This window comes from Streptomyces sp. NPDC047017 (genome assembly GCF_040644175.1).
Taxonomy (GTDB): domain Bacteria; phylum Actinomycetota; class Actinomycetes; order Streptomycetales; family Streptomycetaceae; genus Streptomyces.
The window spans coordinates 310036-331206 of the sequence record NZ_JBEYVW010000005.1 but is presented as its reverse complement, the minus strand read 5'-3'; the positions used below and the strand labels follow the sequence as shown (position 1 = coordinate 331206).

At 73.0% G+C, this 21171-nt stretch carries 18 protein-coding genes; 6 read left to right on the top strand and 12 right to left on the bottom strand.

All coding sequences use genetic code 11. From position 1 onward, the window contains the following. Positions 1 to 2: 2 nt before the first annotated feature. Entirely contained in the window at positions 3 to 2090 is a 2088-nt protein-coding gene (locus ABZ858_RS11270; protein WP_361375072.1) for a SpoIIE family protein phosphatase, read from the bottom strand. Positions 2091 to 2224: 134 nt separating this feature from the next. On the opposite strand from ABZ858_RS11270, the gene ABZ858_RS11265 reads away from it, so the two are divergent. Both ABZ858_RS11265 and ABZ858_RS11260 read left to right on the top strand, forming a co-directional pair. Beyond that, on the top strand, positions 2225 to 3649 hold the full coding sequence (locus ABZ858_RS11265) for a lipase maturation factor family protein (RefSeq protein WP_361375070.1): 1425 nt from the start codon (positions 2225 to 2227) through the stop codon (positions 3647 to 3649). A gap of 38 nt (positions 3650 to 3687) precedes the next feature. Continuing rightward, entirely contained in the window at positions 3688 to 4095 is a 408-nt protein-coding gene (locus tag ABZ858_RS11260; protein ID WP_361375068.1) for a DUF3224 domain-containing protein, read from the top strand. Between the two features lie 143 nt (positions 4096 to 4238). Here ABZ858_RS11260 and ABZ858_RS11255 read toward each other — a convergent pair whose 3' ends face one another. The 6 genes from ABZ858_RS11255 to ABZ858_RS11230 all read right to left on the bottom strand — a co-directional run bounded on the left by ABZ858_RS11255 (position 4239) and on the right by ABZ858_RS11230 (position 12040). Then, positions 4239 to 7259, bottom strand: a complete 3021-nt coding sequence (locus ABZ858_RS11255) for a glycoside hydrolase family 38 C-terminal domain-containing protein (protein WP_361375066.1) — start codon at positions 7257 to 7259, stop codon at positions 4239 to 4241. A gap of 34 nt (positions 7260 to 7293) precedes the next feature. Next, a complete protein-coding gene (locus tag ABZ858_RS11250) occupies positions 7294 to 7482 on the bottom strand; it encodes a hypothetical protein (protein ID WP_361375064.1) in 189 nt (62 codons plus the stop codon). Further along, positions 7479 to 8735 carry a glycosyl hydrolase gene (locus tag ABZ858_RS11245; protein ID WP_361375062.1) on the bottom strand — a complete coding sequence of 419 codons (1257 nt, stop codon included), beginning with the start codon at positions 8733 to 8735 and terminating at the stop codon, positions 7479 to 7481. Before ABZ858_RS11245 ends, ABZ858_RS11250 begins: the two co-directional genes overlap by 4 nt. A 144-nt stretch (positions 8736 to 8879) precedes the next feature. Beyond that, positions 8880 to 9791 carry a carbohydrate ABC transporter permease gene (locus tag ABZ858_RS11240; protein WP_361375060.1) on the bottom strand — a complete coding sequence of 304 codons (912 nt, stop codon included), beginning with the start codon at positions 9789 to 9791 and terminating at the stop codon, positions 8880 to 8882. Continuing rightward, the gene (locus ABZ858_RS11235) at positions 9788 to 10747 is read right to left on the bottom strand and encodes a sugar ABC transporter permease (RefSeq protein ID WP_361375058.1); all 960 of its coding nucleotides are present in this window, start codon (positions 10745 to 10747) and stop codon (positions 9788 to 9790) included. Before ABZ858_RS11235 ends, ABZ858_RS11240 begins: the two co-directional genes overlap by 4 nt. A gap of 6 nt (positions 10748 to 10753) precedes the next feature. Further along, entirely contained in the window at positions 10754 to 12040 is a 1287-nt protein-coding gene (locus ABZ858_RS11230; RefSeq protein WP_361375056.1) for a sugar ABC transporter substrate-binding protein, read from the bottom strand. 219 nt (positions 12041 to 12259) lie between these two features. Between ABZ858_RS11230 and ABZ858_RS11225 the strand changes: the two genes are divergently transcribed. Continuing rightward, on the top strand, positions 12260 to 13306 hold the full coding sequence (locus ABZ858_RS11225; RefSeq protein ID WP_361375054.1) for a LacI family DNA-binding transcriptional regulator: 1047 nt from the start codon (positions 12260 to 12262) through the stop codon (positions 13304 to 13306). 153 nt (positions 13307 to 13459) lie between these two features. Here ABZ858_RS11225 and ABZ858_RS11220 read toward each other — a convergent pair whose 3' ends face one another. Further along, positions 13460 to 14251: a GntR family transcriptional regulator gene (locus tag ABZ858_RS11220; protein WP_361375052.1), complete on the bottom strand. Its 792-nt coding sequence runs from the start codon at positions 14249 to 14251 to the stop codon at positions 13460 to 13462. Between the two features lie 306 nt (positions 14252 to 14557). Between ABZ858_RS11220 and ABZ858_RS11215 the strand changes: the two genes are divergently transcribed. Together ABZ858_RS11215 and ABZ858_RS11210 are read left to right on the top strand one after the other, a co-directional pair. Beyond that, positions 14558 to 15529: a nucleoside hydrolase gene (locus tag ABZ858_RS11215; protein WP_361375050.1), complete on the top strand. Its 972-nt coding sequence runs from the start codon at positions 14558 to 14560 to the stop codon at positions 15527 to 15529. Positions 15530 to 15538: 9 nt separating this feature from the next. After that, positions 15539 to 16960 (top strand): MFS transporter, encoded by a 1422-nt coding sequence (locus ABZ858_RS11210; protein ID WP_361375048.1) that lies wholly within the window; start codon positions 15539 to 15541, stop codon positions 16958 to 16960. 293 nt (positions 16961 to 17253) lie between these two features. Here the strand turns inward: ABZ858_RS11210 and ABZ858_RS11205 are convergent, their stop codons facing one another. Both ABZ858_RS11205 and ABZ858_RS11200 read right to left on the bottom strand, forming a co-directional pair. Further along, positions 17254 to 18504, bottom strand: a complete 1251-nt coding sequence (locus tag ABZ858_RS11205) for an SPFH domain-containing protein (RefSeq protein WP_361375046.1) — start codon at positions 18502 to 18504, stop codon at positions 17254 to 17256. A gap of 13 nt (positions 18505 to 18517) precedes the next feature. Then, positions 18518 to 18769, bottom strand: a complete 252-nt coding sequence (locus tag ABZ858_RS11200; protein WP_361375044.1) for a hypothetical protein — start codon at positions 18767 to 18769, stop codon at positions 18518 to 18520. A gap of 228 nt (positions 18770 to 18997) precedes the next feature. On the opposite strand from ABZ858_RS11200, the gene ABZ858_RS11195 reads away from it, so the two are divergent. Continuing rightward, positions 18998 to 20401 carry an amidase gene (locus ABZ858_RS11195; protein WP_361375042.1) on the top strand — a complete coding sequence of 468 codons (1404 nt, stop codon included), beginning with the start codon at positions 18998 to 19000 and terminating at the stop codon, positions 20399 to 20401. A gap of 21 nt (positions 20402 to 20422) precedes the next feature. Here ABZ858_RS11195 and ABZ858_RS11190 read toward each other — a convergent pair whose 3' ends face one another. Further along, positions 20423 to 20908 (bottom strand): GNAT family N-acetyltransferase, encoded by a 486-nt coding sequence (locus ABZ858_RS11190; protein ID WP_361375040.1) that lies wholly within the window; start codon positions 20906 to 20908, stop codon positions 20423 to 20425. A 54-nt stretch (positions 20909 to 20962) separates the two neighbouring features. Further along, a complete protein-coding gene (locus tag ABZ858_RS11185; RefSeq protein WP_361375038.1) occupies positions 20963 to 21136 on the bottom strand; it encodes a hypothetical protein in 174 nt (57 codons plus the stop codon). Positions 21137 to 21171 lie beyond the last annotated feature (35 nt).

Sequence of the window (21171 nt, the reverse complement as noted above, 5' to 3'; positions counted from 1 at the left end):
GCTCACTCCCGTTCGGGCACCACGAACTCGCACCACAGGCACTTGCCGCCGCCGCGCGCCTCCACGCCCCACACGTCGGTGAGCCGGTCCACCAGCAGCAGGCCGCGCCCGGAGACCCCCTGCTCGCCCGGCTCGCGGCGGCGCGGCAGGGCACTGGAGGAGTCCTCCACCTCGACCCTGAGCCGCCGGTCGGTGCCGCTGAGCACGCGCAGGGTGACGACGGCGGCCCCCTCGGTGTGCATGAGGGCATTGGTCATCAGTTCGTCGGCCACGAGTTCGATCTCGTCGGAGCGCTCCCGGGCGCCCCAGGAGCGGACCGCCGCCCGGATCATGTGCCGGGCGTGGGTGAGCGCCTCGGGGTCGCCGGGCGCCACGTGCTGCTGGAGCCGGCCCACCGGCTGCCGTTCGGCCAGGGCGCGGCGGCGCAGCACCAGCAGCGCCACGTCGTCGTCGCCGCCGCGTTCCTCGGCGATCGCGATCAGCACGTCCGCGAGGTCCCGTACGTCCTCGGGCCCCTCGGTGATGGAGGCGACCAGGGCCTCCATGCCGTCGTCGAGGTCGGCGCCGGGCTGCTCGACGAGACCGTCGGTGCACAGCACCAGGGACTGCCCGGGGTCGAGTTCCATGGCGCAGACCGGGTACTCCAGGCGGCCGAACTCGGCGGACAGGCCGAGCGGCAGCCCGCCGTCGACGGCGACCCGGCGGCAACTGCCGTCCACGTGCCGCACCAGCGGGTCGATATGGCCGGCGCGGACCACCTGGACGACGCCGGTGGACAGGTCGGCCTCCGCGTACAGGCAGGTCGCGAAGCGGTCGGTGTCCAGTTCGTGCAGGAAGATCGAGGCGCGGGCCATCACGGTGGCCGGGGTGTGGCCCTCGGCGGCGTAGGCGCGCAGCACGATGCGCAGCTGGCCCATGACGGCGGCGGCGTGCGTGTCGTGGCCCTGGACGTCGCCGATGACGGCGCCGACCCGTCCGCCGGGCAGCGGGATCAGGTCGTACCAGTCACCGCCGATGTCGCGGCCCAGGGAGCCGCCCGCGTAGCCGGAGCGGTAGCGCACGGCGACGTCGGCGCCGGGCACGCTCGGGATGGTGCGCGGCAGCATGGCCTGCTGGAGGCCCTGTGCGAGGTCCTTCTCCTGCTCGTAGAGCATGGCCCGCTGCAGGCTCTGCGCGATGCTGCTGCCGAGCGCGACCAGGACGTTGCGTTCCTCGGGGGTGAAGCCGTGGCGGCCGCTGTAGAGCAGTCCCATGCCGCCGATCGGCCGGCCCTGGGCGATCAGCGGGAGGTAGGCGGCGGAGGTGATGCGCAGGCCGGTGATGTGCGGCCACAGGATGGGGTAGCGCTCGGCGAAGTCCTCCGGGGACTCGATGAAGCGCGGGCTGAGGGTGCGCACGGCCTCGCTCATCGGGTACGGCTCGTCGATGCGGGTGACGGTCGTGCCGGGCACCGAGCTGCCCTCGGGGCCCTCGGCGACCAGCCGGATGCGGCCGGCCTCGACCAGACCGAGGACGAGGCTGGTGGAGCCCAGCAGGGCCAGTCCGTGGCTGTCCTTGACGACCTCGATGACGTCCTGGACGGTGTGCGCGTGGGCGAGGGCGGCCGTGGTGATCTGGACGATGTTGGTCTGCTCGCGGCGGGCGGCGGCCAGGGCGGCCCGCTCCTGGCGGCCCGCGATGTCGTTGAGTTCCTCGGTGGCGTCCCGGATGATCCCGATGATCCGGCGCGCCCGGCCGGTGTCGTCGCGGCGGATGTAGCCCTGGCTGTGGATCCAGCGCAGGGTGCCGTCCCGGCGGCGCAGGCGCATGTAGGTGCCGTAGTTCTCGCTGCCGTCCTTGAGCGCGCGGGACACCATGGCGTCCAGGCGGCGGCCCTCGGCCTCGGGGACCCGCCGGGCCAGGCTCTCGGGGCGCCCGTCGTACTCCTCGGGGGTGAGGTCGAAGATCTTGTACGTCTGGGCGTCCATGCTGAGCAGACCGGTGTCCAGATCCCAGTCGAAGCTGCCCATGCGGTTGAGTGCCAGGATCGGGTCCGGGTGCGCGGGCCAGTCGTCCGGGAGTGACAGGGCGTGCGCTCCCCGTTCAGCCATGGGGCCACCTTGCCAGGATTTGCCTGATTCTTCGAGCCGGGAGCGGGGTAGCCGGAGCCCGTCGCCCTTGCCGTCCCCGGCCGCGTCGCCCGCCGCCGGCCGGGGCGCCCGGGAGGAGAGGAGCGTGCGCGGCCGTGGGATGGTTCACCGCACCCGACGACTGGCTGGGCCGGCTGGTGTTCCAGCGGGCCCTGGCAGCCGTGTACCTCGTGGCGTTCCTGACGGCGGCCCTGCAGTTCCGGGCGCTGCTCGGGGAGCGCGGCATGCTCCCGGTGCCCCGGTTCGTGGCGCGGGTGCCGTTCCGCCGGGCGCCGAGCCTGTTCCACTGGCGCTACTCGGACCGGCTCTTCGCGGCGGTCGCCTGGGGCGGCTGCGCGGTGTCGGCGGCGCTGGTCGCGGGGGCGGACTCGTGGCTGCCGCTGTGGGGCGGCATGCTGCTGTGGCTGGTGCCGTGGGCGCTGTACCTGTCGATCGTGAACGTGGGGCAGACGTGGTACGGCTTCGGCTGGGAGTCGCTGCTCCTGGAGACCGGGTTCGTCGCGGTGTTCCTGGGCAACGGCCGGGTGGCGCCGCCGGTCGTGGTGCTGTTCCTGCTGCGCTGGATCCTCTTCCGGGTCGAGTTCGGCGCGGGGCTGATCAAGCTGCGCGGCGACGCGTGCTGGCGGAAGCTGACGTGCCTGGAGTACCACCACGAGACGCAGCCGATGCCGGGCCCGCTGAGCTGGTTCTTCCACCGTCTGCCCGGCCCGCTGCACAAGGTGGAGACGGCCGCGAACCACGTCACGCAACTGGTGGTGCCCGTCCTGCTGTTCGCCCCGCAGCCGGTCGCGACGGCCGCGGCCTCGCTGATGATCCTCACCCAGCTGTGGCTGGTGCTGTCGGGCAACTTCGCCTGGCTGAACTGGATCACCATCGTGCTGGCGCTGTCGGCGGTCCGGTGGCCGGGCGGGGCGCCGTCCGGGGTGCCCGGAGCGCCGCTCTGGTACGAGGTGGTAGTGCTCGCCGTGGCCGCGCTGCTGGTGTTCCTGAGCCACCGCCCCGTGCTGAACATGGTCTCCCGCCGCCAGGTCATGAACCGCTCCTTCGACCCGCTGCACCTGGTGAACACCTACGGCGCCTTCGGCAGCGTCAGCCGCGTCCGCTACGAGGTGGTGCTGGAGGGCACGCTGGACGAGGTGCCGCGCGAGGACTCGGACTGGCGGGAGTACGAGTTCAAGGGCAAGCCCGGTGATCCACGGCGCTGGCCGCGCCAGTTCGCGCCCTACCATCTGCGCCTGGACTGGCTGATGTGGTTCGCCGCGCTCTCCCCGGCGTACGCCGGTCCCTGGTTCGGCGCCCTGGTGGAACGGCTGCTGGAGAACGACCGCGACACGCTCCGGCTGCTGCGCCGCTCCCCCTTCCCGCCGGACCGGCCGCCGCGCTACGTCCGTGCCCGCCTCTTCCGCTACCGCTACACGTCCTGGCAGGAGCTGCGCGCGACCGGCGCCTGCTGGAACCGCACGTACGTACGAGAGTTCCTGGCGCCGACACGGCTGGCGGGGACGGCCGGGAGCACGTGAGAGACCCGTTGTCAGACCCTGCCGCTACCGTCGGTGTCATGAGAGCCACGGGCACGTTCAGCGTCCAGTCCTTCACGCCGGCCGACGTGAAGCCCGACCCCGCCATCACGACCGGCCTCCCGGTGGGCGTCGCCACCATGGAGAAGCGCTTCGAGGGCGAGATCACCGGCCGCGCGGCGACCCTGTTCACCGCCGCCTACGACCAGGGGACCGGCGTCGGCACCTATGTGGCCATGGAGTCGTTCGAGGGCGCCCTGCACGGGCGGCCGGGCGCCTTCAACTTCGTCCACTCGGCCACCACGACCGGCAGCGACCGCGACGCCGAGTTCTTCACGGTGGTCCCCGCCAGCGGCACGGACGAGCTGGCGGGCATACGCGGCACCGGCGGGCTGACCGTCGACGCCGACGGCACCCACCGGATCTGGTTCGACTACGAACTGGGCTGAGCCGGCTCGTGGACGCGGGGGGAGGGAGCCGTAGCGGGGCGGCCGGAGCAAGGGCGCGCCGGGGCAAGGGCGCGCGCAGCACGCGGGGGGCAGCGCGCGAGAGCGGCACGGCGAGGGTTCGCCGTGCCGCTCCCGGGCCGGTGTCAGGCGCGCCGCAGCCGAAGTGTCACCAGCTCGAACGGCCGCAGCCGCAGCGCGATCCGCTCGCCCTCGCGCTCCGGGGCGGCGGCGTCCGCCAGGGGCCGTTCCAGCAGGTCGGTCGCCGTGGCATCGGCGATCGCGAACCCGGCCGTCAGTGTCGCCCGGGCGCGGCCGCCGTGCGCCTCGTGGAAGCGGACCACCACGTCGCCGCTGCCGTCGTCGGCCAGCTTGACCGCCGTGACGACCACCGCGTCGTCGTCCACCGTGACCAGCGGGGCGACCTCGCCGGCCCCGGACAGCCGCCGCTCGGGCACGTTGATCCGCCAGCCCTCGCGCACCGCGTCGGAGATGTCCGCGCCGGGCACCAGGGCGTGCCGGAAGCGGTGGACGCCCTGGTCGGTCTCGGGGTCGGGGAAGCGCGGGGCGCGCAGCAGCGACACCCGGACCGTGGTGGTGGTGCCCTGGTCGCCGTCGGCGCGCACGGTGCGGGTCACGTCGTGGCCGTACGTCGAGTCGTTGACGAGGGCGACGCCCCAGCCGGGCTCGGCGACGTGCACGAACCGGTGGTTGCACGCCTCGAACTTGGCGGCCTCCCAGGAGGTGTTGGTGTGGGTGGCGCGGTGGAAGTGCCCGAACTGGGTCTCGGACGCGTACCGTTCGGCGTGCACGTCCAGCGGGAAGGCGAGCTTGAGGAACTTCTCCGTCTCGTGCCAGTCGACCTCCGTGTCCAGCACGAGCCGCCGCTCCCCGGCCGCCAGCGACAGCACCTGGGTGACGCGGGAGGAGCCGAAGGCGCGGACGATCCGCACCGAGGCGCCGTCCTCGCCCGCCGTGACCGACTCGGCGTCCGTCAGGTCGGTGACCGTGTTGCGGTAGAACTCGTCGACGTCCCAGGCGTCCCACATGTTCGGGAAGTCGGGGTGCAGCTGGAGCAGGTTGGCCGCCCGGCCCGGCGCGACGGTCTCCCGGTCGGCCTCGATGTCGTACGCGGAGACGACCAGGCCGTCCACGTCGACCTCGATCCGCAGCAGGCCGTTGTCCAGGACGTGGCCGCCGCCGTCGCGGGAGGTGAGCCGGGTGCTGCCCGTGGCGGCCGGGGCGGCGGCACCGCCCGCCGGGACACCGGCCCGGGGGTGCGGGGCCGCGTTGAAGACGAGCGCGGTGCCGCCCTCGCCCGCCAGGGCCCGCTGCGCGCCCTCGACGATCGCCTCCAGCTCGGCGGCGACCCGGTCGTACGTCGCCCGTGCCTCGCGGTGCACCCAGGCGATGGAGGAGCCCGGCAGGATGTCGTGGAACTGGTGCAGCAGGACCGTCTTCCAGATCCGGTCCAGGTCCTCGTACGGGTAGCGGAACCCGGTGCGGACGGCGGCCGTCGCCGCCCACAGCTCCGCCTCGCGCAGCAGGTGCTCGCTGCGCCGGTTGCCCTGCTTGGTCCTGGCCTGGCTGGTGAGGGTGGCGCGGTGCAGTTCCAGGTACAGCTCACCGACCCAGACGGGCGGTTCGGGGTACTCGGCCTCGGCCTTGTCGAAGAAGGCCCCGGGGGTCTCCCACACGACCTGCGCGGAGCCTTCGAGGTCGCGCAGCCGGGCCGCCTTGGCGACCATCTCGCGGGTGGTGCCGCCGCCGCCGTCGCCCCAGCCGGTGGGCGCCAGCGAGTGCCGGGCGACGCCCTTGTCCTTGAAGTTGCGGGCCGCGTGCGCGATCTCGCTGCCCCTCATGGAGCAGTTGTAGGTGTCGACGGGCGGGAAGTGGGTGAAGATCCGCGTGCCGTCGATGCCCTCCCAGCGGAAGGTGTGGTGCGGGAACTTGTTCGTCTGCGACCAGGAGATCTTCTGCGTCAGCAGCCGCTTGGCGCCGGCCGCCTTGATGATCTGCGGCAGTCCGGCGGCGAAGCCGAACGTGTCGGGCAGCCAGGCCTCGTCGTTCTCGACGCCGAACTCCTCCAGGAAGAACCGCTTGCCGTGCACGAACTGCCGGGCCATCGCCTCCGAGCCGGGCATGTTGGTGTCGGACTCCACCCACATGCCGCCGGCCGGCACGAACCGCCCGTCCGCGACCGCCTTCTTCACCCGCGCCCACACCTCGGGCCGGTGCTCCTTGATCCACGCCCACTGCTGCGCCTGGGACATGGCGAAGACGAAGTCGGGCTCGTCCTCCAGGAGGGCGGTCATGTTGGAGGTCGTACGGGCCACCTTGCGCACGGTCTCGCGCAGCGGCCACAGCCAGGCGGAGTCGATGTGCGCGTGCCCGACCGCGCTGATGCGGTGCGCGGAGGGCACGGCGGGTGCGGCGAGGACGCCGGCGAGCCGGGCGCGGGCGCGCTCGGCGGTGCCGTTGACGTCCTGGAGGTCGACCAGGTCCAGGGCCCGGTCCACGGCGCGCAGGATCTCGTAGCGGCGCTGGGAGTCGGCGGGCAGCTCGGCCATCAGCTCACCGAGCACCTCCAGGTCGATGACGAGCTGCCAGACGGTCTCGTCGAAGACGGCGAGGTCCATCCGGGTCAGCGTGTACTGCGGGTCGCTGCCCGCGGTGTCCTTGTCGCCGAGCCGGGTGGGCAGGAAGGGGTGGTAGTCGAGGATGACCGGGTTGGAGGCGGCCTCGATGTGCAGGCGCACCTCCTCGCCGCCCGCGGCGGGGGCGCCGACGCGGACCCACTGGTTGCGCGGGTTGAGGCCCTTCACCGGGGTGCCGTCGGGCCGGTAGACCAGGCCCTCGCACTGGAAGCCGGGCATGTTCTCGTCGAAGCCGAGGTCGAGCAGGGCCTCGACGGTCCGGCCCGCCCACGCCTCGGGGACGGTCCCGGTGACCCGGAACCAGCTGGTGCCCCAGGGAGCGCCCCAGCGGGCGCCCACCTCGATCGGCGCGGGCTCGGCGGCCAGTCCCTCGGCCACCGGCACGGGTTCGTCCGGCGCGTGCCACACGGCCACGTCCAGGGGGACGGACTCGGGGTGGACGGCGGGGCGGATGCGCTCGTCGAGGACGCGCTTGAGGCGGGCTTCGACCAGGCTGCGGTCGTCATGCATGCGGAGTGCTCCGTAGGTCTGCGGCAGCGGGTGGTTACCAGGGGTGGGTGAGGGTCGCGGGGGCCGACGAGGTGTACAGCTCCCCCACCGCGCCTCCCTCGAACCGTACGGCGCGCTCTCCCGGTGCGGGAGTCGGGCCGCCGGTGCAGCAGGCCCGCCGGCAGGTGCCGCCGAGGAAGCGGCGGGTGCCGTCGGGCAGGACGGTGCGCCGGGTGGGGTTCACGAGCGGGTGCCTCCTTGGAGGTGGTGGAGTACCTGATCGGACGTGACGACTTCGGTGATGCCGCGGGCGGCGAGGTGCGCCGTGTCGGCCGCCCGGGTGTCGAGGACGGTGGCGGGGCGGGCGCCGTCGGCGGTCAGCCGGAAGAACGCCTCGAAGACGTCACCGCCGGGCGCGCAGCGCGAGCGTGCGGCCGGGTCGGCGGGGACGGCGAGTGCGGTGGTGCGCGGGGCCGGGGCGTGGGTGTGCTCGCGGGCCGCGCGGGCCAGGGAGCGGGCGATGTCCTTGGGCCGGCGGTCGTTGGTGAGCAGGCCGAGGGTGTATTCAAGTTCGGGGAAGTCGGCCAGTTCGCGGGAGACGTCGTGGGAGCACCACCAGGTGATGCCCCACAGGTCGGGGCAGTCCAGCGCGGCGGCCACGGTGGCCTCGGTGAAGGCGGCGGCGTGCTCGGCGGGGATCAGGGGCGCGGGGGCGCCGACCTCCTGGAGCCAGACCGGGCGGTGCGGGTCCTCGGCCCATGCCTTGCTCAGTTCGATCAGGTAGGCGGCGTGGTGCTCGGTGGGCACCGAGGTGCGGCCGTGGCGCTGGGCGGTGCCGTTGAAGACCCAGGAGTGGACGGCGGTGAGGGCGCCGTGCCGGGCGGCCTGGGCCGGGGTGAACGGCATGTCGTCCTGGTACCAGGTGGCGTCGTACTCGGCGTGCAGGTGCAGCTTGCCGGGGGCGCCCTGCTCGCAGGCGGTGAGCATGCGGGCCAGCCAGGCGTCGATCTGGTCGGCGCCGGCCCGGTCGGGGTCGGGGTGGGGGCCGGCGGAGAACTGGTTGACCTCGTTGCCGAGGGTCATGCCGAGGAAGTGCGGCCGGTCGGCGAGGGCGGCGGCCAGGGTGCGCAGGTAGGCGGCCTGGCCGTCGAGCACCTCGGGGTCGGTGAACAGGTTGCGGCGGTGCCAGGTGCGGGTCCAGGCGGGCAGGAAGTCGAAGCTGGACAGGTGGCCCTGGAGGCCGTCCACGTTGACGTCGAGTCCGCGTTCGCCGGCCGCGTCGACGAGCTGGACCAGCTGCTCCACGGCGCGGGGGCGGATCAGGGCGCGGTCGGGCTGGAAGTACGGCCACAGCGGGAAGACGCGGATGTGGTCCAGGCCGAGGGCGGCGATGGAGTCCAGGTCGGCGCGCACGGCGTCGAGGTCGAAGTCGAGCCAGTGGTGGAACCAGCCCTGGCTCGGGGTGTAGTTGACGCCGAAGCGCACGGCAGCAGGCATGCGGAGGTCCTTGCGGGGTGGGGGTACGGGGTCGGCCCCGGGCACCGGCCGCGCGGCCGGCCGGCGCCCTGGGGGCGGCGGCCGATGCCTCGGGGGCGGCCGGTGCCTCGGGGCGGCCGGTGCTCAAGTCGGCCGGGCGGTCGGTCAGCCCTTGACGGCGCCCTCGCCGACCCCGCGGAAGAAGAAGCGCTGGAGGCAGGCGAAGAGGACGAGCAGCGGCGCCACGGCGATGACGGTGCCCGCGGCGACCAGGCGTTCGTCGTTGGCGAAGGTGCCGTGCAGGTAGTCGAGGCCGATGGTCAGGGTGAACCTGGACGGGTCGCTGAGCACGATGAGCGGCCACAGGAAGTCGTCCCAGGCGCCCATGAAGGCGAAGATCGCCACCACGGCGAGGGTGCCCTTGACCGAGGGCAGCGCGATCCGCAGGAAACGCTGCCAGACGTTGGCCCCGTCGACATAGGCGGCCTCCTCGATCTCGTAGGGCAGGTTGAGGAAGGCGTTGCGCATCAGCAGGACGTTCAGGGAGGCGACGGCGCCGGGCAGCAGGACGCCGACGAGCGTGTTGTTCAGGCCCAGTTCCCGCATGGTGGTGAACTGGGCGATGATGATGCCCTCGGCGGGTACCAGCATCGCCAGCACGAAGACCAGGGTGGCGGCCCGGCGGCCCCGGTAGCGCAGCCGGGCCAGGGCGTAGCCGGCGAGGGCGGAGCCGACGCAGTTGGTGACGACGTTGGCGGTGGCGACCTTCAGGGAGTTGAAGGCGTAGTCCCACACCGGGATGGTGTCGGCGACCCGCTCGTAGTTGTGCGGGGTGGGGTGGGCGGGCAGGAACGACGGCGGGGAGCTGAAGATGTCCTCGGTGGGGCCCTTGAGCGAGGTGGACAGCTGCCACAGGAACGGGCCGATGGTCAGGGCGAGGACGGCGAGCAGCAGCACGTAGCGCAGGAGCAGTTCCCACACCCGGACGCGGCGGCCGTTCTCGTCGGTGAGGCGGAGCCTGCGGGCCGGGGCCGGGGCGGCCGGCGGCTTCGCGGCCGGGGTGCCGACGGTGCTCACGACTCCTCCTTCCGGTCGGCGCGCAGCACGAGCAGCATCAGGATCACGGTGATGACGAAGACGACCAGGGAGAGGGCGGAGGCGTAGCCGACCCGGCCGGACAGGCCGGTGCCGGTGCGCTGGATGAGCATGACCAGGGTGGTGTCCTCGCCGGCCGGGCCGCCGCTGGGGCCGGCCATCAGGTAGACCTCGGAGAACACCTTGAAGGCGGCGACCGAGGAGAGCGCGGCGACCAGGACCATGGTGGAGCGGACGGCGGGCACGGTGACGGTGAAGAAGCGGCGTACCGCTCCCGCGCCGTCCACGGCGGCCGCCTCGTGCAGCTCGCGCGGTACGTTGGCGAGCGCCGCCAGGTAGACGATCATGTAGTAGCCGAGGCCCTTCCAGACCGTGACGGCCATGGCGCTGAGCAGCAGCAGCCACTGGTCGCTGAGGAAGCCGACCTTGCCCACCCCGACCATGTCCAGGAGCGAGTTCACCAGGCCGCGTTCGTCCAGCAGCCACACCCAGATCAGGCCGACCACGACGATCGAGGCGACGACCGGGGTGTAGAAGGCGGACCGGAAGAAGGTGATGCCGGGGATGTTCTTCTGCACCAGCAGGGCGAGCAGCAGCGGCAGGACCACCAGGGCCGGGACGACGCCGGCCATGTAGAGCACGCTGTTGCGCAGGCCGGTCCAGAACATGTCGTCGTGCAGCAGCTCGCGGAAGTTGGCGAGCCCGACGAAGTGGCCCGGGAGCAGGGTGCGGCGGTCGGTGAAGGCGTTGATCACCGTGGAGACGAACGGGTACAGGATGAAGGCGCCGGTCACCAGCAGTCCGGGGGCGGCGAACAGCCACGGGCTGGTGGGCAGTTGGCGCCGTACTCGGATCGCCGGCCGCCGTCCGGCCGGGCGGTGGCCGGGCTGCCGGGCCGGGCGCGGGGTGTGCGTCCGGGAGACGGTCGAGGTGGGCATGGTGCGTTATCCCTGCTGCTTCAGGAGCTGGTCACACGCCTTGACGGCGTTGTCGAGGGCGTCCTTGGGGCTCTGCTTGCCCTGCAGTGCCTTGGCGACCTCGTTGCGCAGCGCGGTCTTCATCTGGTCGCTGAACAGCGCGGGCGTGTAGTTGACCGCGCTCTTCAGGGACTTGGCGGCGGCGATGCGCACCCGGGTGACGTCGGTGCCGTCCTCCTTGGTGAAGTACGGGTCGTCCAGCGAACCGGCGGTGCTCGGGAAGATGGCGACCTTCTTGGCGAAGGACATCTGGTGCTCGGCGTCGGTGACGTAGTGCGCGAAGGCGACGGCGGCGGGGGTGTGCTTGGTCCTCGCGTTCACCATCAGGCCCATCACGTACATGTTGACGTGGCCGGTGCTAGTGATCTGGTCGGTGATGCCGATGTTCTTGTACAGGCTCGGCGCCTGTGTCTTGAAGTGGTCCAGGTCCAGGGCGCTGCCGGGGTTCATGGCGACGGCGCCGGTGAGGAACTTCTTGCCCGTCGACTCGGGGGTGGCGGTGAGCACCTGCGCGTCGAGGGCCTTGGCGTCGTACAACTGCTTGTACTTGGTGAGGAGTTCGACGCCCTTGGCGTCGTTGAAGGCGAAGCCGGTGCCGTCCTTGTCCATCAGGGTGGAGCCGTAGCGGCCGAAGTCCTCGATGGTGGGCACGTTGGCGAGGGTGGCGACCTTGCCGCCGGACTTCTGCGCCAGCTGGAGGGCGTCGCCGAAGAGGTCGTCGTACGTCTTCGGCGGCTTCTCGGCGTCGAGGCCGGCCTGCTTGAACAGGGCCTTGTTGTAGAACAGCGGGCCGGTGTTCAGGTACCAGGGGAAGGCGAAGGTGCCGCTCATGCCGGGGACCTGATGGCCGGCCCAGGCGCCGGGCAGGTACTCGGCCTTGTACTTGGCGGCGGCCTTGTCGAGGTCCATCGCCAGGCCCGCCTTGGCGAGCGGGGCGACCAGGTCCGGGGAGACGTTGACGACGTCGGGCAGGGTGCCGCCGGCCGCGTCCGCGCCGATCTTGTCGGCGTAGCCCTCGGCGGGCTGGTCGACCCACTTGACGTGGGTGCCCGGGTACTTCTTCTCGAAGTCCGCGATCAGGCCGTCGAAGTAGTCCTTGAAGTTGGCGCGCAGGTTCCAGGTCTCGAAGGTGATGTCGCCCTCGACCTTGCCGGAGGCGTCCGTCGAGCCGCCGTCGCCGGAGGAGCCGCAGGCACTCAGCGGCAGGACGAGGGCGGTGACGGCGGCGGCGAGTGCTCTGCGGGATATGGGCACGGTGACACGGCTCCCTTGCGGCGTCGGCGGCGGGTTTCGGAGGTGACCATGCATGCCGAGTTCACAAAAAGTCAATGGATTAGGACCAGCCAAAGCGGCGCCTGTCACATCAGTGCAGGTCAGGCACATAGATTTCGGTACTTGCCATCGAGTACTAATGCGCTTTAGGCTTCCACCACTCAAGCGCTTTAGCGATCACTGCGGGGAAATGAGGGGAACATGCCGGCCAAGCGGTCCCCGGCACGCCGGCCGACCATGAAGGACATCGCGCGCCGCGCCGGTGTCTCCGAGAGCGCGGTCTCCTTCGCGCTCAACGGCCGGCCGGGCGTCTCCGAGGTCACCCGCGACCGGGTCCGCCGGGTCGCCGAGCAGCTCGGCTGGCGGCCCAGCACGGCGGCCCGCGCGCTGTCCGGCGAGGGCGCGGCCACGATCGGTTTCGTGCTGGCCCGGCCCGCGGACACGCTCGGCGTGGACTCCTTCTTCCTGCAACTGGTCTCCGGCATCCAGGAGATCCTGGCGGAGCGCCACCTCGGCCTCCTCTTCCAGGTGGTGGAAGACCTGGACGACGAGTGCGCGGTGTACCGCAGATGGTGGGCCGAGCACCGGGTGGACGGGGTGCTGGTGGTGGACCCGCGCACCGACGACCCGCGCCCGGACCTGCTCGACGGGCTGGGCCTGCCGGCCGTGGTGATCGGCGGCGCGCCCGACGAACGCCACCCGGGCCTGTCCACGGTGTGGGCGGACGACGCCGGCGCGATGGCCTCGGTGGTGGACCGCCTGTACGGGCTCGGCCACCGGCGGATCGTGCACATCGCGGGCCTGGCCGGCCTCGCCCACACCGAGCGCCGGGTCCGGACCCTGCGCACCGAGGCCGCGCGCCGCGGCCTGCCCGGCGTGCAGTCGGTGACCACCGACTACTCCGACGCCGAGGGCGCCGCCGTCACCCGCCGGGTGCTGGGCTCCCCCACTCCCCCGACGGCCCTCGTCTACGACAACGACGTGATGGCCCTGGCGGGCGTGGCCACCGCCACCGAACTCGGCTTCTCCGTCCCGGCGGACGTCTCCGTGGTGGCCTGGGAGGACTCGGCCCTGTGCCGCATGGTCAAGCCCTGGCTGTCGGCCCTGTCCCGGGACAGCGTGGAGTTCGGCCGCACCGCGGCCCGCGAACTCACCGCCCTCCTCGACGGCGGCCCGGCCCGCACGGTCCGGGTCCCGGTACCCCGGCTGATCGAGCGGGAGAGTACGGGGGTGGCTCGGGAGGTGTGAGGGGCGCGAGGCCGGCCACGGTGGGCATGGCCGCAGTAGGTGGCCCGGCCGGGGCGGGCCGGGCCCGCCGCGTGTCCGCGTCCCGCCCTGTGCTTGTGCCTGCGTCCCGCCCCGTGCTCCTGCCTGCGTCCCGCCTCGCGTCTGCGTCCCGCGTCAGCGCCGCGGAGCCAGGTTCAGCAGTGGGGCGCCTGCCGGGAACAGGTATTTCGCGGCCAGGACGGGGTGGCCGGAGACGGCGACCGTCTGGGTGATGAGGAGGGCCGGGGTCTCCGGGGGGCGGGAAGTGGCGGCGCCGCGTTCCTTGCCGAGCATGGTGGCGGTCAGGGTGCTGCGGGCGGTCATCGACCGGGGGGCGGCGTCGAGGAAGGCGGCCAGCATGGTGGTCGCCGGGGCTTCCGGGGTGTCCGGCGCGCCCTGGGAGGGCGGCGGGAGAGGGGTTCCGGGGGCCGTGTCCAGGGCCGTCGCGAGGGCCGGGTCCAGGGACTCCAGGTCCGTGCGGTCGGCCGCCCACTCGTGGGCGAAGCAAGCCGGGACGCCGTCGACGTCGACGACCGTCTCCCAGAAGCAGGCGCGCGCCGAGGGGGCCAGGCGCAGGTGGTAGCCGGAGAAGTCGGTGGGTTCCTCCAGGTCGACGCCGAGGCGGCGGCAGCGTACGGCGCCGGGGCCGAGCAGTGACTCGACGGGCAGCAGGCGCTCCAGGCCGGGCGCGGGCGGCAGTTGGTTGACCGTGCTGCCGGAACCCTGGCGGCGGGTGATGACCCCGTCCTCCTGGAGGAGGATCAGCACCTCGCGCAGTGCGGGGCGGCTGACGCCGAGCCGCGCGGCGAGGACCGGCTCGGAGGGCAGCCGGGCCCCCGGCGGGAAGGTGCCGTCGTCGATCGCGGCGACGATGCGCTGGTAGAGCTCGACCCGGGGTGAGTGGCGGCGGTCTCCCTGCCGAGGCATCCAAGCTCCCGATATCTGTCTGACATGTAGGCCGGTCTGGTGTCCGGCTCGGTCCAGGATAGACCGTGGGGGCGGCGGCCGTCCGGGGGTGCTCGCGGGCCGGTCCGACAGGGGCTGCTCGCGTCTCACCTCGCAGGCTGGTCGTCACGCTGCGCTCCGGGACGTGCGCGGGATCGCTCTTGTGTTCCTCGCGCGGCCGTGCATAACCTCTCGCCAGCTCACGAAAAGTTGTCAGACAAATTACGGGGCTTGTTCCTCCGGTCGATACTTCCCCGTGTCGGCCCCCGCCTCCCTGAAAGAGACGACATGTCCGTCATCGCATCGCGTCCGCTGCTCATGGACTGCGACACCGGCATCGACGACGCCGTAGCGCTGCTGTACCTGTGCCAGACCCCGGGCGTCGATCTGCGCGCGGTCACCACGGTCGCGGGCAACACCAGCGCCGAACGGGCCGCGCTCAACACCCTCCAGGTGCTGGAGGCCGCCGGACGCACCGGAGTCCCGGTCGCCTCGGGCGCCGACGCCACCCTGCGCGGCGTCGTGAACGCCGATGCGAGCTTCGTGCACGGCGACGGCGGCCTCGGCGGCGTACGGCTGCCCGAGCCCGCCGCCGCCCCTGACCCCCGGCACGCCGTGGACCTCATCATCGACACCGCCCGGGAGGCCGGCGGCGACCTGCACATCCTCGCCACCGCGCCGCTGACCAACCTGGCGCTGGCCCTGCGCAAGGAACCGCGCCTGCCCGAGCTGGTCTCCCACGTCACCGTCATGGGCGGCGCCGTCCACCACCCGGGCAACATCAGCCCGGTCGCCGAGGCCAACATCGGCAACGACCCCGAGGCCGCCGCCCTGGTGCTGGCCGCCAGCTGGGACCTCACCCTCGTCCCGCTCGACGTGACCATGCGGGAGAACCTCACCGAGGCGCACCGGCAGTGGCTGCTCGCCCAGGGCACGCCGGTGAGCCGGCTCGCCGGAGAGATCCTCGACTTCTACTTCGCCTTCCACGAGCAGACCGCGCTGCCCTTCCGCGGCTCCGCCTGCCACGACCCGCTCGCGGCCGGCATCGCCGTCGGCGAGGTCGTCCCCAAGCTCGCCCCGCGCCTGCACGTCACCGTCGACACCGCGGACGGCGCGGCCCGAGGCGCCCTCGTCGCGGACACCCGCGGCCTCTACCGCGGCTACCCGGAGCAGCCCGGCGCCCACGCGGCCGTCGTCCTGGAGACCGACGGCACCTTCCCCGACCTCCTCGTCGACCGGCTCTGCCAGGTCCGGAAGTGAGACGGCGCGATGACCACTGACCTGACGACCCGGCCGGCAAAGGCGGCGGCCGGGACGGCGGCGCTGATGACGGCGCTGCTCGCCGCGTGCACGGCCTTCCAGCTGAACGCCAGCATGCTCAGCCCGGCCCTGGTCACCATGGCCCGGGAGCTGCACACCGACGAGGCGAACACCGGTCTGTCGCAGACCGTGTTCTTCACCTCCTCCGCGATGTTCTCGCTGTTCCTGCCCCGCTTCAGCGACATCGTGGGCCGCAAGCGCGTCCTGCAGTGGATGCTGGTACTGATGGCGGTGGGCACGGTGCTCGCGGCGCTGGCACCGAACATCGCGGTCCTCGACATCGCGCGGGCCGTGCAGGGTGCCTGCGGGCCGGTCGTGCAGATCTCGCTGCTGATGCTGCGCTCCGAGATCACCGATCCCAAGCGGTTCGGCACGCTGATGGGCATGGTCGCGGCCGTCAACGGCGGTATCGCCGGGGTGGACGCGCTGGTGGGCGGCTGGCTCGCCGACCACCACGGCTACCGCAGCATCTTCTGGGTGATCGCGGTGGTCGCGGTCCTCGCGGCGGTGCTGGTCCGGGTGGGCTGCCCGGAGTCGCGGCCGTCCGCCGGGACCCCGATGGACTGGGCGGGCGTGGTCCCCCTCGTGGTGAGCGTCGCGGCGCTGCTGGTCGCCGTCGACCAGGCGGAGAAGCTGGGCGCGGCGAACTGGCCGCTGGCCATCGGCCTGCTGGTCGTGGCGGTGGCGGCGTTCGCGGTGTTCTGGCGGGTGGAGCGGCGCGGTGCGCACCCCTTGGTGCGGATCACCGACCTGCGCCGCCGGGCCACCTGGGCGCCGCTGCTGACCACCCTGCTGACCCTGATCGGCGTCTTCGCCACCGTCAACGGCGTACTGATGTCGTTCGTGCAGAACGACGCGGTGGGCTTCGGGATGGGTTCGAGCCTGGCGTCGGTGGTCTTCCTGACGCCGTTCGCGCTGGTGGGCTGGCTCGTGGGGCCGTTCACCGGGCGGCTGGCGCCGGTCCTCGGCTACCGGCGGGTGCTGCGCTGGGGCCTGGGCGGCAGTGCCGTGGTGATCGCGGTCATGGCGCTGGTGGGTGTGCACTCGCTGCCGGTGATGGTCGCCTGCACCGTGCTGCTCGGCGTGACGTACGCGGGGGTGGCCAACATCGTGCTGAACCTGCTCGGTGTCGTCCTCGCCCCGAAGGAGAACCCCGGGTTCCTGCCCGGTCTCGTCTCGGCCGCGTTCGGCCTGGGCGCCGGGCTGAGCTTCGCGCTGCTGTCCGCCGTGCAGGTCGCGGGCAGCCCGGCGGGCAGCGACTCCTCCGGCGGGTACGTCACGGCGATGCTCATCGGAGTGGTCGTCGTGGTGGCGGCGTTCGGCGCGTCCTTCCTCGTACCGCGGCCGGAGGGCGCGGAGGTGCCGTCCTGAGCGTCTGAGCACCCGGGCCGCCTCGGCTGCCTGAGCCCCGGTCGCCTGTCACCTGTCGCCTGCTGCCCGCACCGGTACCTCGGCACGGCCGCCTGCCACCCGCTCAGTCCCCCGACGCGGGTGGCAGGCGGCTGCTGTCCCGGTCCTCGCGCGGTCCCGGCGCGGCAGGGCATAGGTGCCTGCCCGCCCCGATCTCGGCACGGCAGAGGGGCAGGGGCGTGCCCGCCTCCAACCGACCGCAGCGCCACCCGCTCCACCCCTCTCCGCCCCGCCCCGCCCAGCCCCTCAGCGCATCAAGACTCCCGCGCCCCCGAGCCCGTCCCGCGCCCGTCGTCCTCGGGCTTCGCCGCCGTCGGGCCCTGCAGTTCGAGGCGGCCGCCGCCCTCGTTGTGCCCGGAGGTTCCGCCGCCGTTCTGCCCGTTGCCGCCGCTGCCGCTGCCGCCGCTGTTGCCATTGTTGCCGCTGTTGCCGTTCAGGTTCTGCCGGACGGAGTCCAGGATCGTCAGGCCCTGGGCGACCAGCCCGGCCGCGATCTCGCCGAGTCCGTCCGCGCCGTTGAGGACGTTGACGTTGGCCCCGGACAGGCCGCCCGCCGCCTCCTTGACGATCAGCGGAAGCTGGTCGATCAGCATCCGGTCCAGCGCGACCCGGTCGTAGGACGCCGCGGCCTCGGCCTGGATCTTCATCCGCTGCGCCTCCGCGGCGGCCAGCACCCGGACCCGCTCGGCCTCGGCCTCGGCGGGCTTGACGATCTCCGCCACCAGCTCCTGCTGGCGCAGCTTGGCCTGGCGCTGGGCCAGTTCCGTCTGGGCGGCGAGCACTTCCTGCTGGGCGTGCGCCTGCGCCAGCGGACCGGCCTGCGCCGCGTGCGCCTGCGCGCGGTCCACCTCGGCCGAGTACTCGGCCTTCACCACGGCGGTCTGCCGGGCGTACTCGGCCTGGCGGCGCGCCGCCTCCTGCTCGGCCTCGGCGGCGGCCTGGTTGGCCTGCGCCTGGGCGATCTGGGCCTGCCGCTGGATGGCGGCCTTGTGCGGCGCGGACATCGCGTCGATGTAGCCGGTGTCGCCGTCGTCGATCGACTGGATCTGCAGCGAGTCCACGATCAGGCCGATCTTCGCCATCTCCGTCTTGGAGGTGTCCAGCACCTCGGCGGCGAGCTTCTGCCGCTCGGTGACGATCTCCTCGACCGTCATCGAGCCGATGATGGCCCGCAGGTGGCCGGCGAAGATCCGGCCGGTCAGCACCGACATCTGGTCCTGGTCGGAGAGGAACCGCTGCCCCGCGTTGATGATGCTCTCGGTGTCGTTGCCGACCTTGAACGCGATGACGGCACGCACGTGCAGCGCGATGCCCTGCTTGGTCACACAGGTCTCGACGACCTCGGACTCGCACATCGACAGCGTGAGGAAGCGGACCTTGCGGAAGACCGGCAGCACGAACTTGCCGTGGCCCGTCACCACCCGGAACGGCGCGCCCCCCAGTCCCCGCCTGCCGCCCGAGATCAGCATCGCCTCGTCGGGGGCGGGAACGCGGTAACCGAACATGGTTTGTTTCTCCTTAGCCTGCGTCGGCCGCATCGCCGCGCAACCGGTCCAGGGGGTCGGCCCACTCGATGACGTCGACCTCACGGCATCCACGGGACTCGACGACCAGGACCGTCGCGCCGATCGGCAACGGTTCCTGCGACCAGGCGAGGAAGGTCTCGGAACCGCCTCTGATCCGCACCAGGATCTCGCCGGGACCGGCCGATCCACGCGTGCCGATGAGAAGCTCCCCCGTGCAGCCGATCACGGCCTCGTCCTGCGCCATCGCCGACTACTTCCCCTCGTACTCGTCCTGTCCCTCCGACCTTAGACCCACCCGGGCGAGCCGCCTACGCGCGTACGCCCCCGGGTGCAGCGGAGCGGGTCCCGCGCGCCGCCCGGCGGCCTCCCCCCTCGACGAAGTGGCCCGTCTGCGGGCACAGTTCCCCCTGCGTACTCCTACGTACTCACGAGTACGCCCCCACCCGCCCCGCACCCACCGAGGAGCGCCACCGTGACCGACTGGGCCGGCCGTAGCGCCGCCGAGATCGCCGCCGCCGTCCGCGAGAAGCGGGCCACTCCCCGCGAGGTGGTGGCCCGGCATCTCGCCCGGATCGAGCGCCTGGACGGCCGGATCGGCGCCTTCCGGGCCGTCCGCGCCGAGGCCGCGCTGCGCGAGGCCGACGAGGTCGGCGCCCGCTCCGGCCTGGACCGGCTGCCGCTGGCGGGCGTGCCGGTGGCCGTCAAGGACAATCTGGCGGTACGCGGTGAGTCCAGCCGTCTCGGTTCCGCCGCGACCCCGGACACCCCCGCCGCGCACGACCATGTCACCGTGGCCCGGCTGCGGGCGGCGGGCGCGGTGGTGGTGGGCCTGACCAACGTGCCCGAACTGTGCGTCTTCGGCACCACGGAGAGCGTGCACGGCACCGCCCGCAACCCGTGGGACACCACCCGCACCGCGGGCGGCTCCTCGGGCGGCAGCGCGGCGGCGGTGGCCGCCGGGATGGTCCCGCTCGCGCTCGGCAACGACGGCATGGGCTCGCTGCGCATACCGGCCGCCCACTGCGGCCTGGTCACCATCAAGCCGGGCCGCGGCGTGGTCCCGGCGGGCATCGGCCACGGCGACTGGTTCGGCCTTTCGGAGAACGGCCCGCTGGCCACGACGGTCCAGGATGTCCGCCTGATGCTGGCGGTCCTGACCGGCACCGAGGCAGCACCCGACGTCCCCGGAACGCCCGAGACCCCCATGGCCCCCATGGCCTCCGAGACCTCCGGGACCTGCGAGGCGGGGGCGCCCGCCCGTACCGTCGCCGCCTCCCTGCGCAGTCCGCTGACCGGGGTGACGGTGACCAGGCCGTACGCCGTCGCCGTCCGGGACGCCGCCCGGCTGCTGGCGGGCGCGGGCCATCGGGTCCGGCGCGCCGACCCGCCCTACCCGGCCTCGCTGGGGCTGACCGCCGTGCGGCACTGGACGGCGGGCACGGCCGTGGACGCGGCGGGCCTGGACCCGCGGCTGCTGGCCCGGCGCACCCGGGTGCACGCCGCCGTCGGGCGGCGGTTCGAGCGCGGGGTGCGCACGGGCGACGCGCGGGAGCGGCTGCGCGAGCGGATGGCGCCGTTCTTCGCCGAGCACGAGGTGCTGCTCACCGCGGCGCTGGCGCGCCGCGGCCCACGGGCCGAGCCCTGGCACGAGCGCGGCTGGCTGCGCAACCTCCTGGCCAACACCTGTACGCCGATGACACCGCCGTGGAACCTGACCGGCTGGCCCGCGATGTCCGTGCCGTTCGGCACCCTGCCCTCCGGCGCGCCCTGCGCCGTCCAACTGGTGGGCCGCCCCGGCTCGGAGGCCGCGCTGCTGGACCTGGCCGGGCAGCTGGAGCGGCTGCGCCCATGGCGGCGGACGGCGCCCCTGACGTGATCTTCCGGCCGGGCGGCGGCCTCAGAGCGCCTTGTACATGATGTGCAGCCCGACCGGGCCGTGCCGCGGATGCTCGTACGCCCGCGGCACGGTGCCCAGGACGGTGAAGCCCAGGGAAGTCCACAGGCCCACGGCCGGGTTGGTCTCGACGACGGCGTTGAAGACCATGCCGCGGTAGCCGTCGGCGGCGGCCGCCGCGAGGACGTGCTCGGCGAGCGCCCGGCCGGCGCCGCGGCCGGTGCGGTCGGGGTCGACCATGAAGCCCGCGTTGGCGATACGGGCGGCGGGGCCACCGTAGTTGGGGGTGACGAAGGCGGAGCCGACGACGGTCCCGGCCTCGTCCTCGGCGACGAAGACCCGCTTGGCGGGGCCGCCCGTCCACAGGGCGCGGGCGTCCTCCTCGGAGGTGTCCGGGTCCCAGGCGTACGTCTCGGCGGCGGCGACGATGCGGTGCCAGAAGGGCCAGATGCGCGGCCAGTCCTCGGCCGTGGCTTCTCTGATCAGCATGGGCGTGAGTCTGGCACGCCCATGCCGACGGCGATCTCGACGGGTCCCGTCCGGTCAGTCCACGCTGGGCAGGATGTGCGGCTCGGCGAGGTCGTCCTCGTAACCGGCCAGCCGGATGGGGGCGGACCGGGCCCACACGTCGAGGCTTCCGAGGTCCCCGGGCCGCCGTCCGGCGCGCTCCGCGCGCTCGCTGGGGCCCTGATCGAGATTCGTCTTCTCCGGTGTCACCGCGCACTCCCTTATGTGTCGGTCACCCTCGGGGC

Coding starts and splice junctions, on each gene's coding strand:
- ABZ858_RS11270 (WP_361375072.1), bottom strand. CDS start 2,090: ATGGCTGAACGGGGAGCGCACGCCCTGTCACTCCCGGACGACTGGCCC.
- ABZ858_RS11235 (WP_361375058.1), bottom strand. CDS start 10,747: ATGCCCACCTCGACCGTCTCCCGGACGCACACCCCGCGCCCGGCCCGG.
- ABZ858_RS11200 (WP_361375044.1), bottom strand. CDS start 18,769: ATGGCGCAGGACGAGGCCGTGATCGGCTGCACGGGGGAGCTTCTCATC.
- ABZ858_RS11215 (WP_361375050.1), top strand. CDS start 14,558: ATGTCCGTCATCGCATCGCGTCCGCTGCTCATGGACTGCGACACCGGC.
- ABZ858_RS11255 (WP_361375066.1), bottom strand. CDS start 7,259: ATGCATGACGACCGCAGCCTGGTCGAAGCCCGCCTCAAGCGCGTCCTC.
- ABZ858_RS11245 (WP_361375062.1), bottom strand. CDS start 8,735: ATGCCTGCTGCCGTGCGCTTCGGCGTCAACTACACCCCGAGCCAGGGC.
- ABZ858_RS11225 (WP_361375054.1), top strand. CDS start 12,260: ATGCCGGCCAAGCGGTCCCCGGCACGCCGGCCGACCATGAAGGACATC.
- ABZ858_RS11260 (WP_361375068.1), top strand. CDS start 3,688: ATGAGAGCCACGGGCACGTTCAGCGTCCAGTCCTTCACGCCGGCCGAC.
- ABZ858_RS11220 (WP_361375052.1), bottom strand. CDS start 14,251: ATGCCTCGGCAGGGAGACCGCCGCCACTCACCCCGGGTCGAGCTCTAC.
- ABZ858_RS11210 (WP_361375048.1), top strand. CDS start 15,539: ATGACCACTGACCTGACGACCCGGCCGGCAAAGGCGGCGGCCGGGACG.
- ABZ858_RS11205 (WP_361375046.1), bottom strand. CDS start 18,504: ATGTTCGGTTACCGCGTTCCCGCCCCCGACGAGGCGATGCTGATCTCG.
- ABZ858_RS11190 (WP_361375040.1), bottom strand. CDS start 20,908: ATGCTGATCAGAGAAGCCACGGCCGAGGACTGGCCGCGCATCTGGCCC.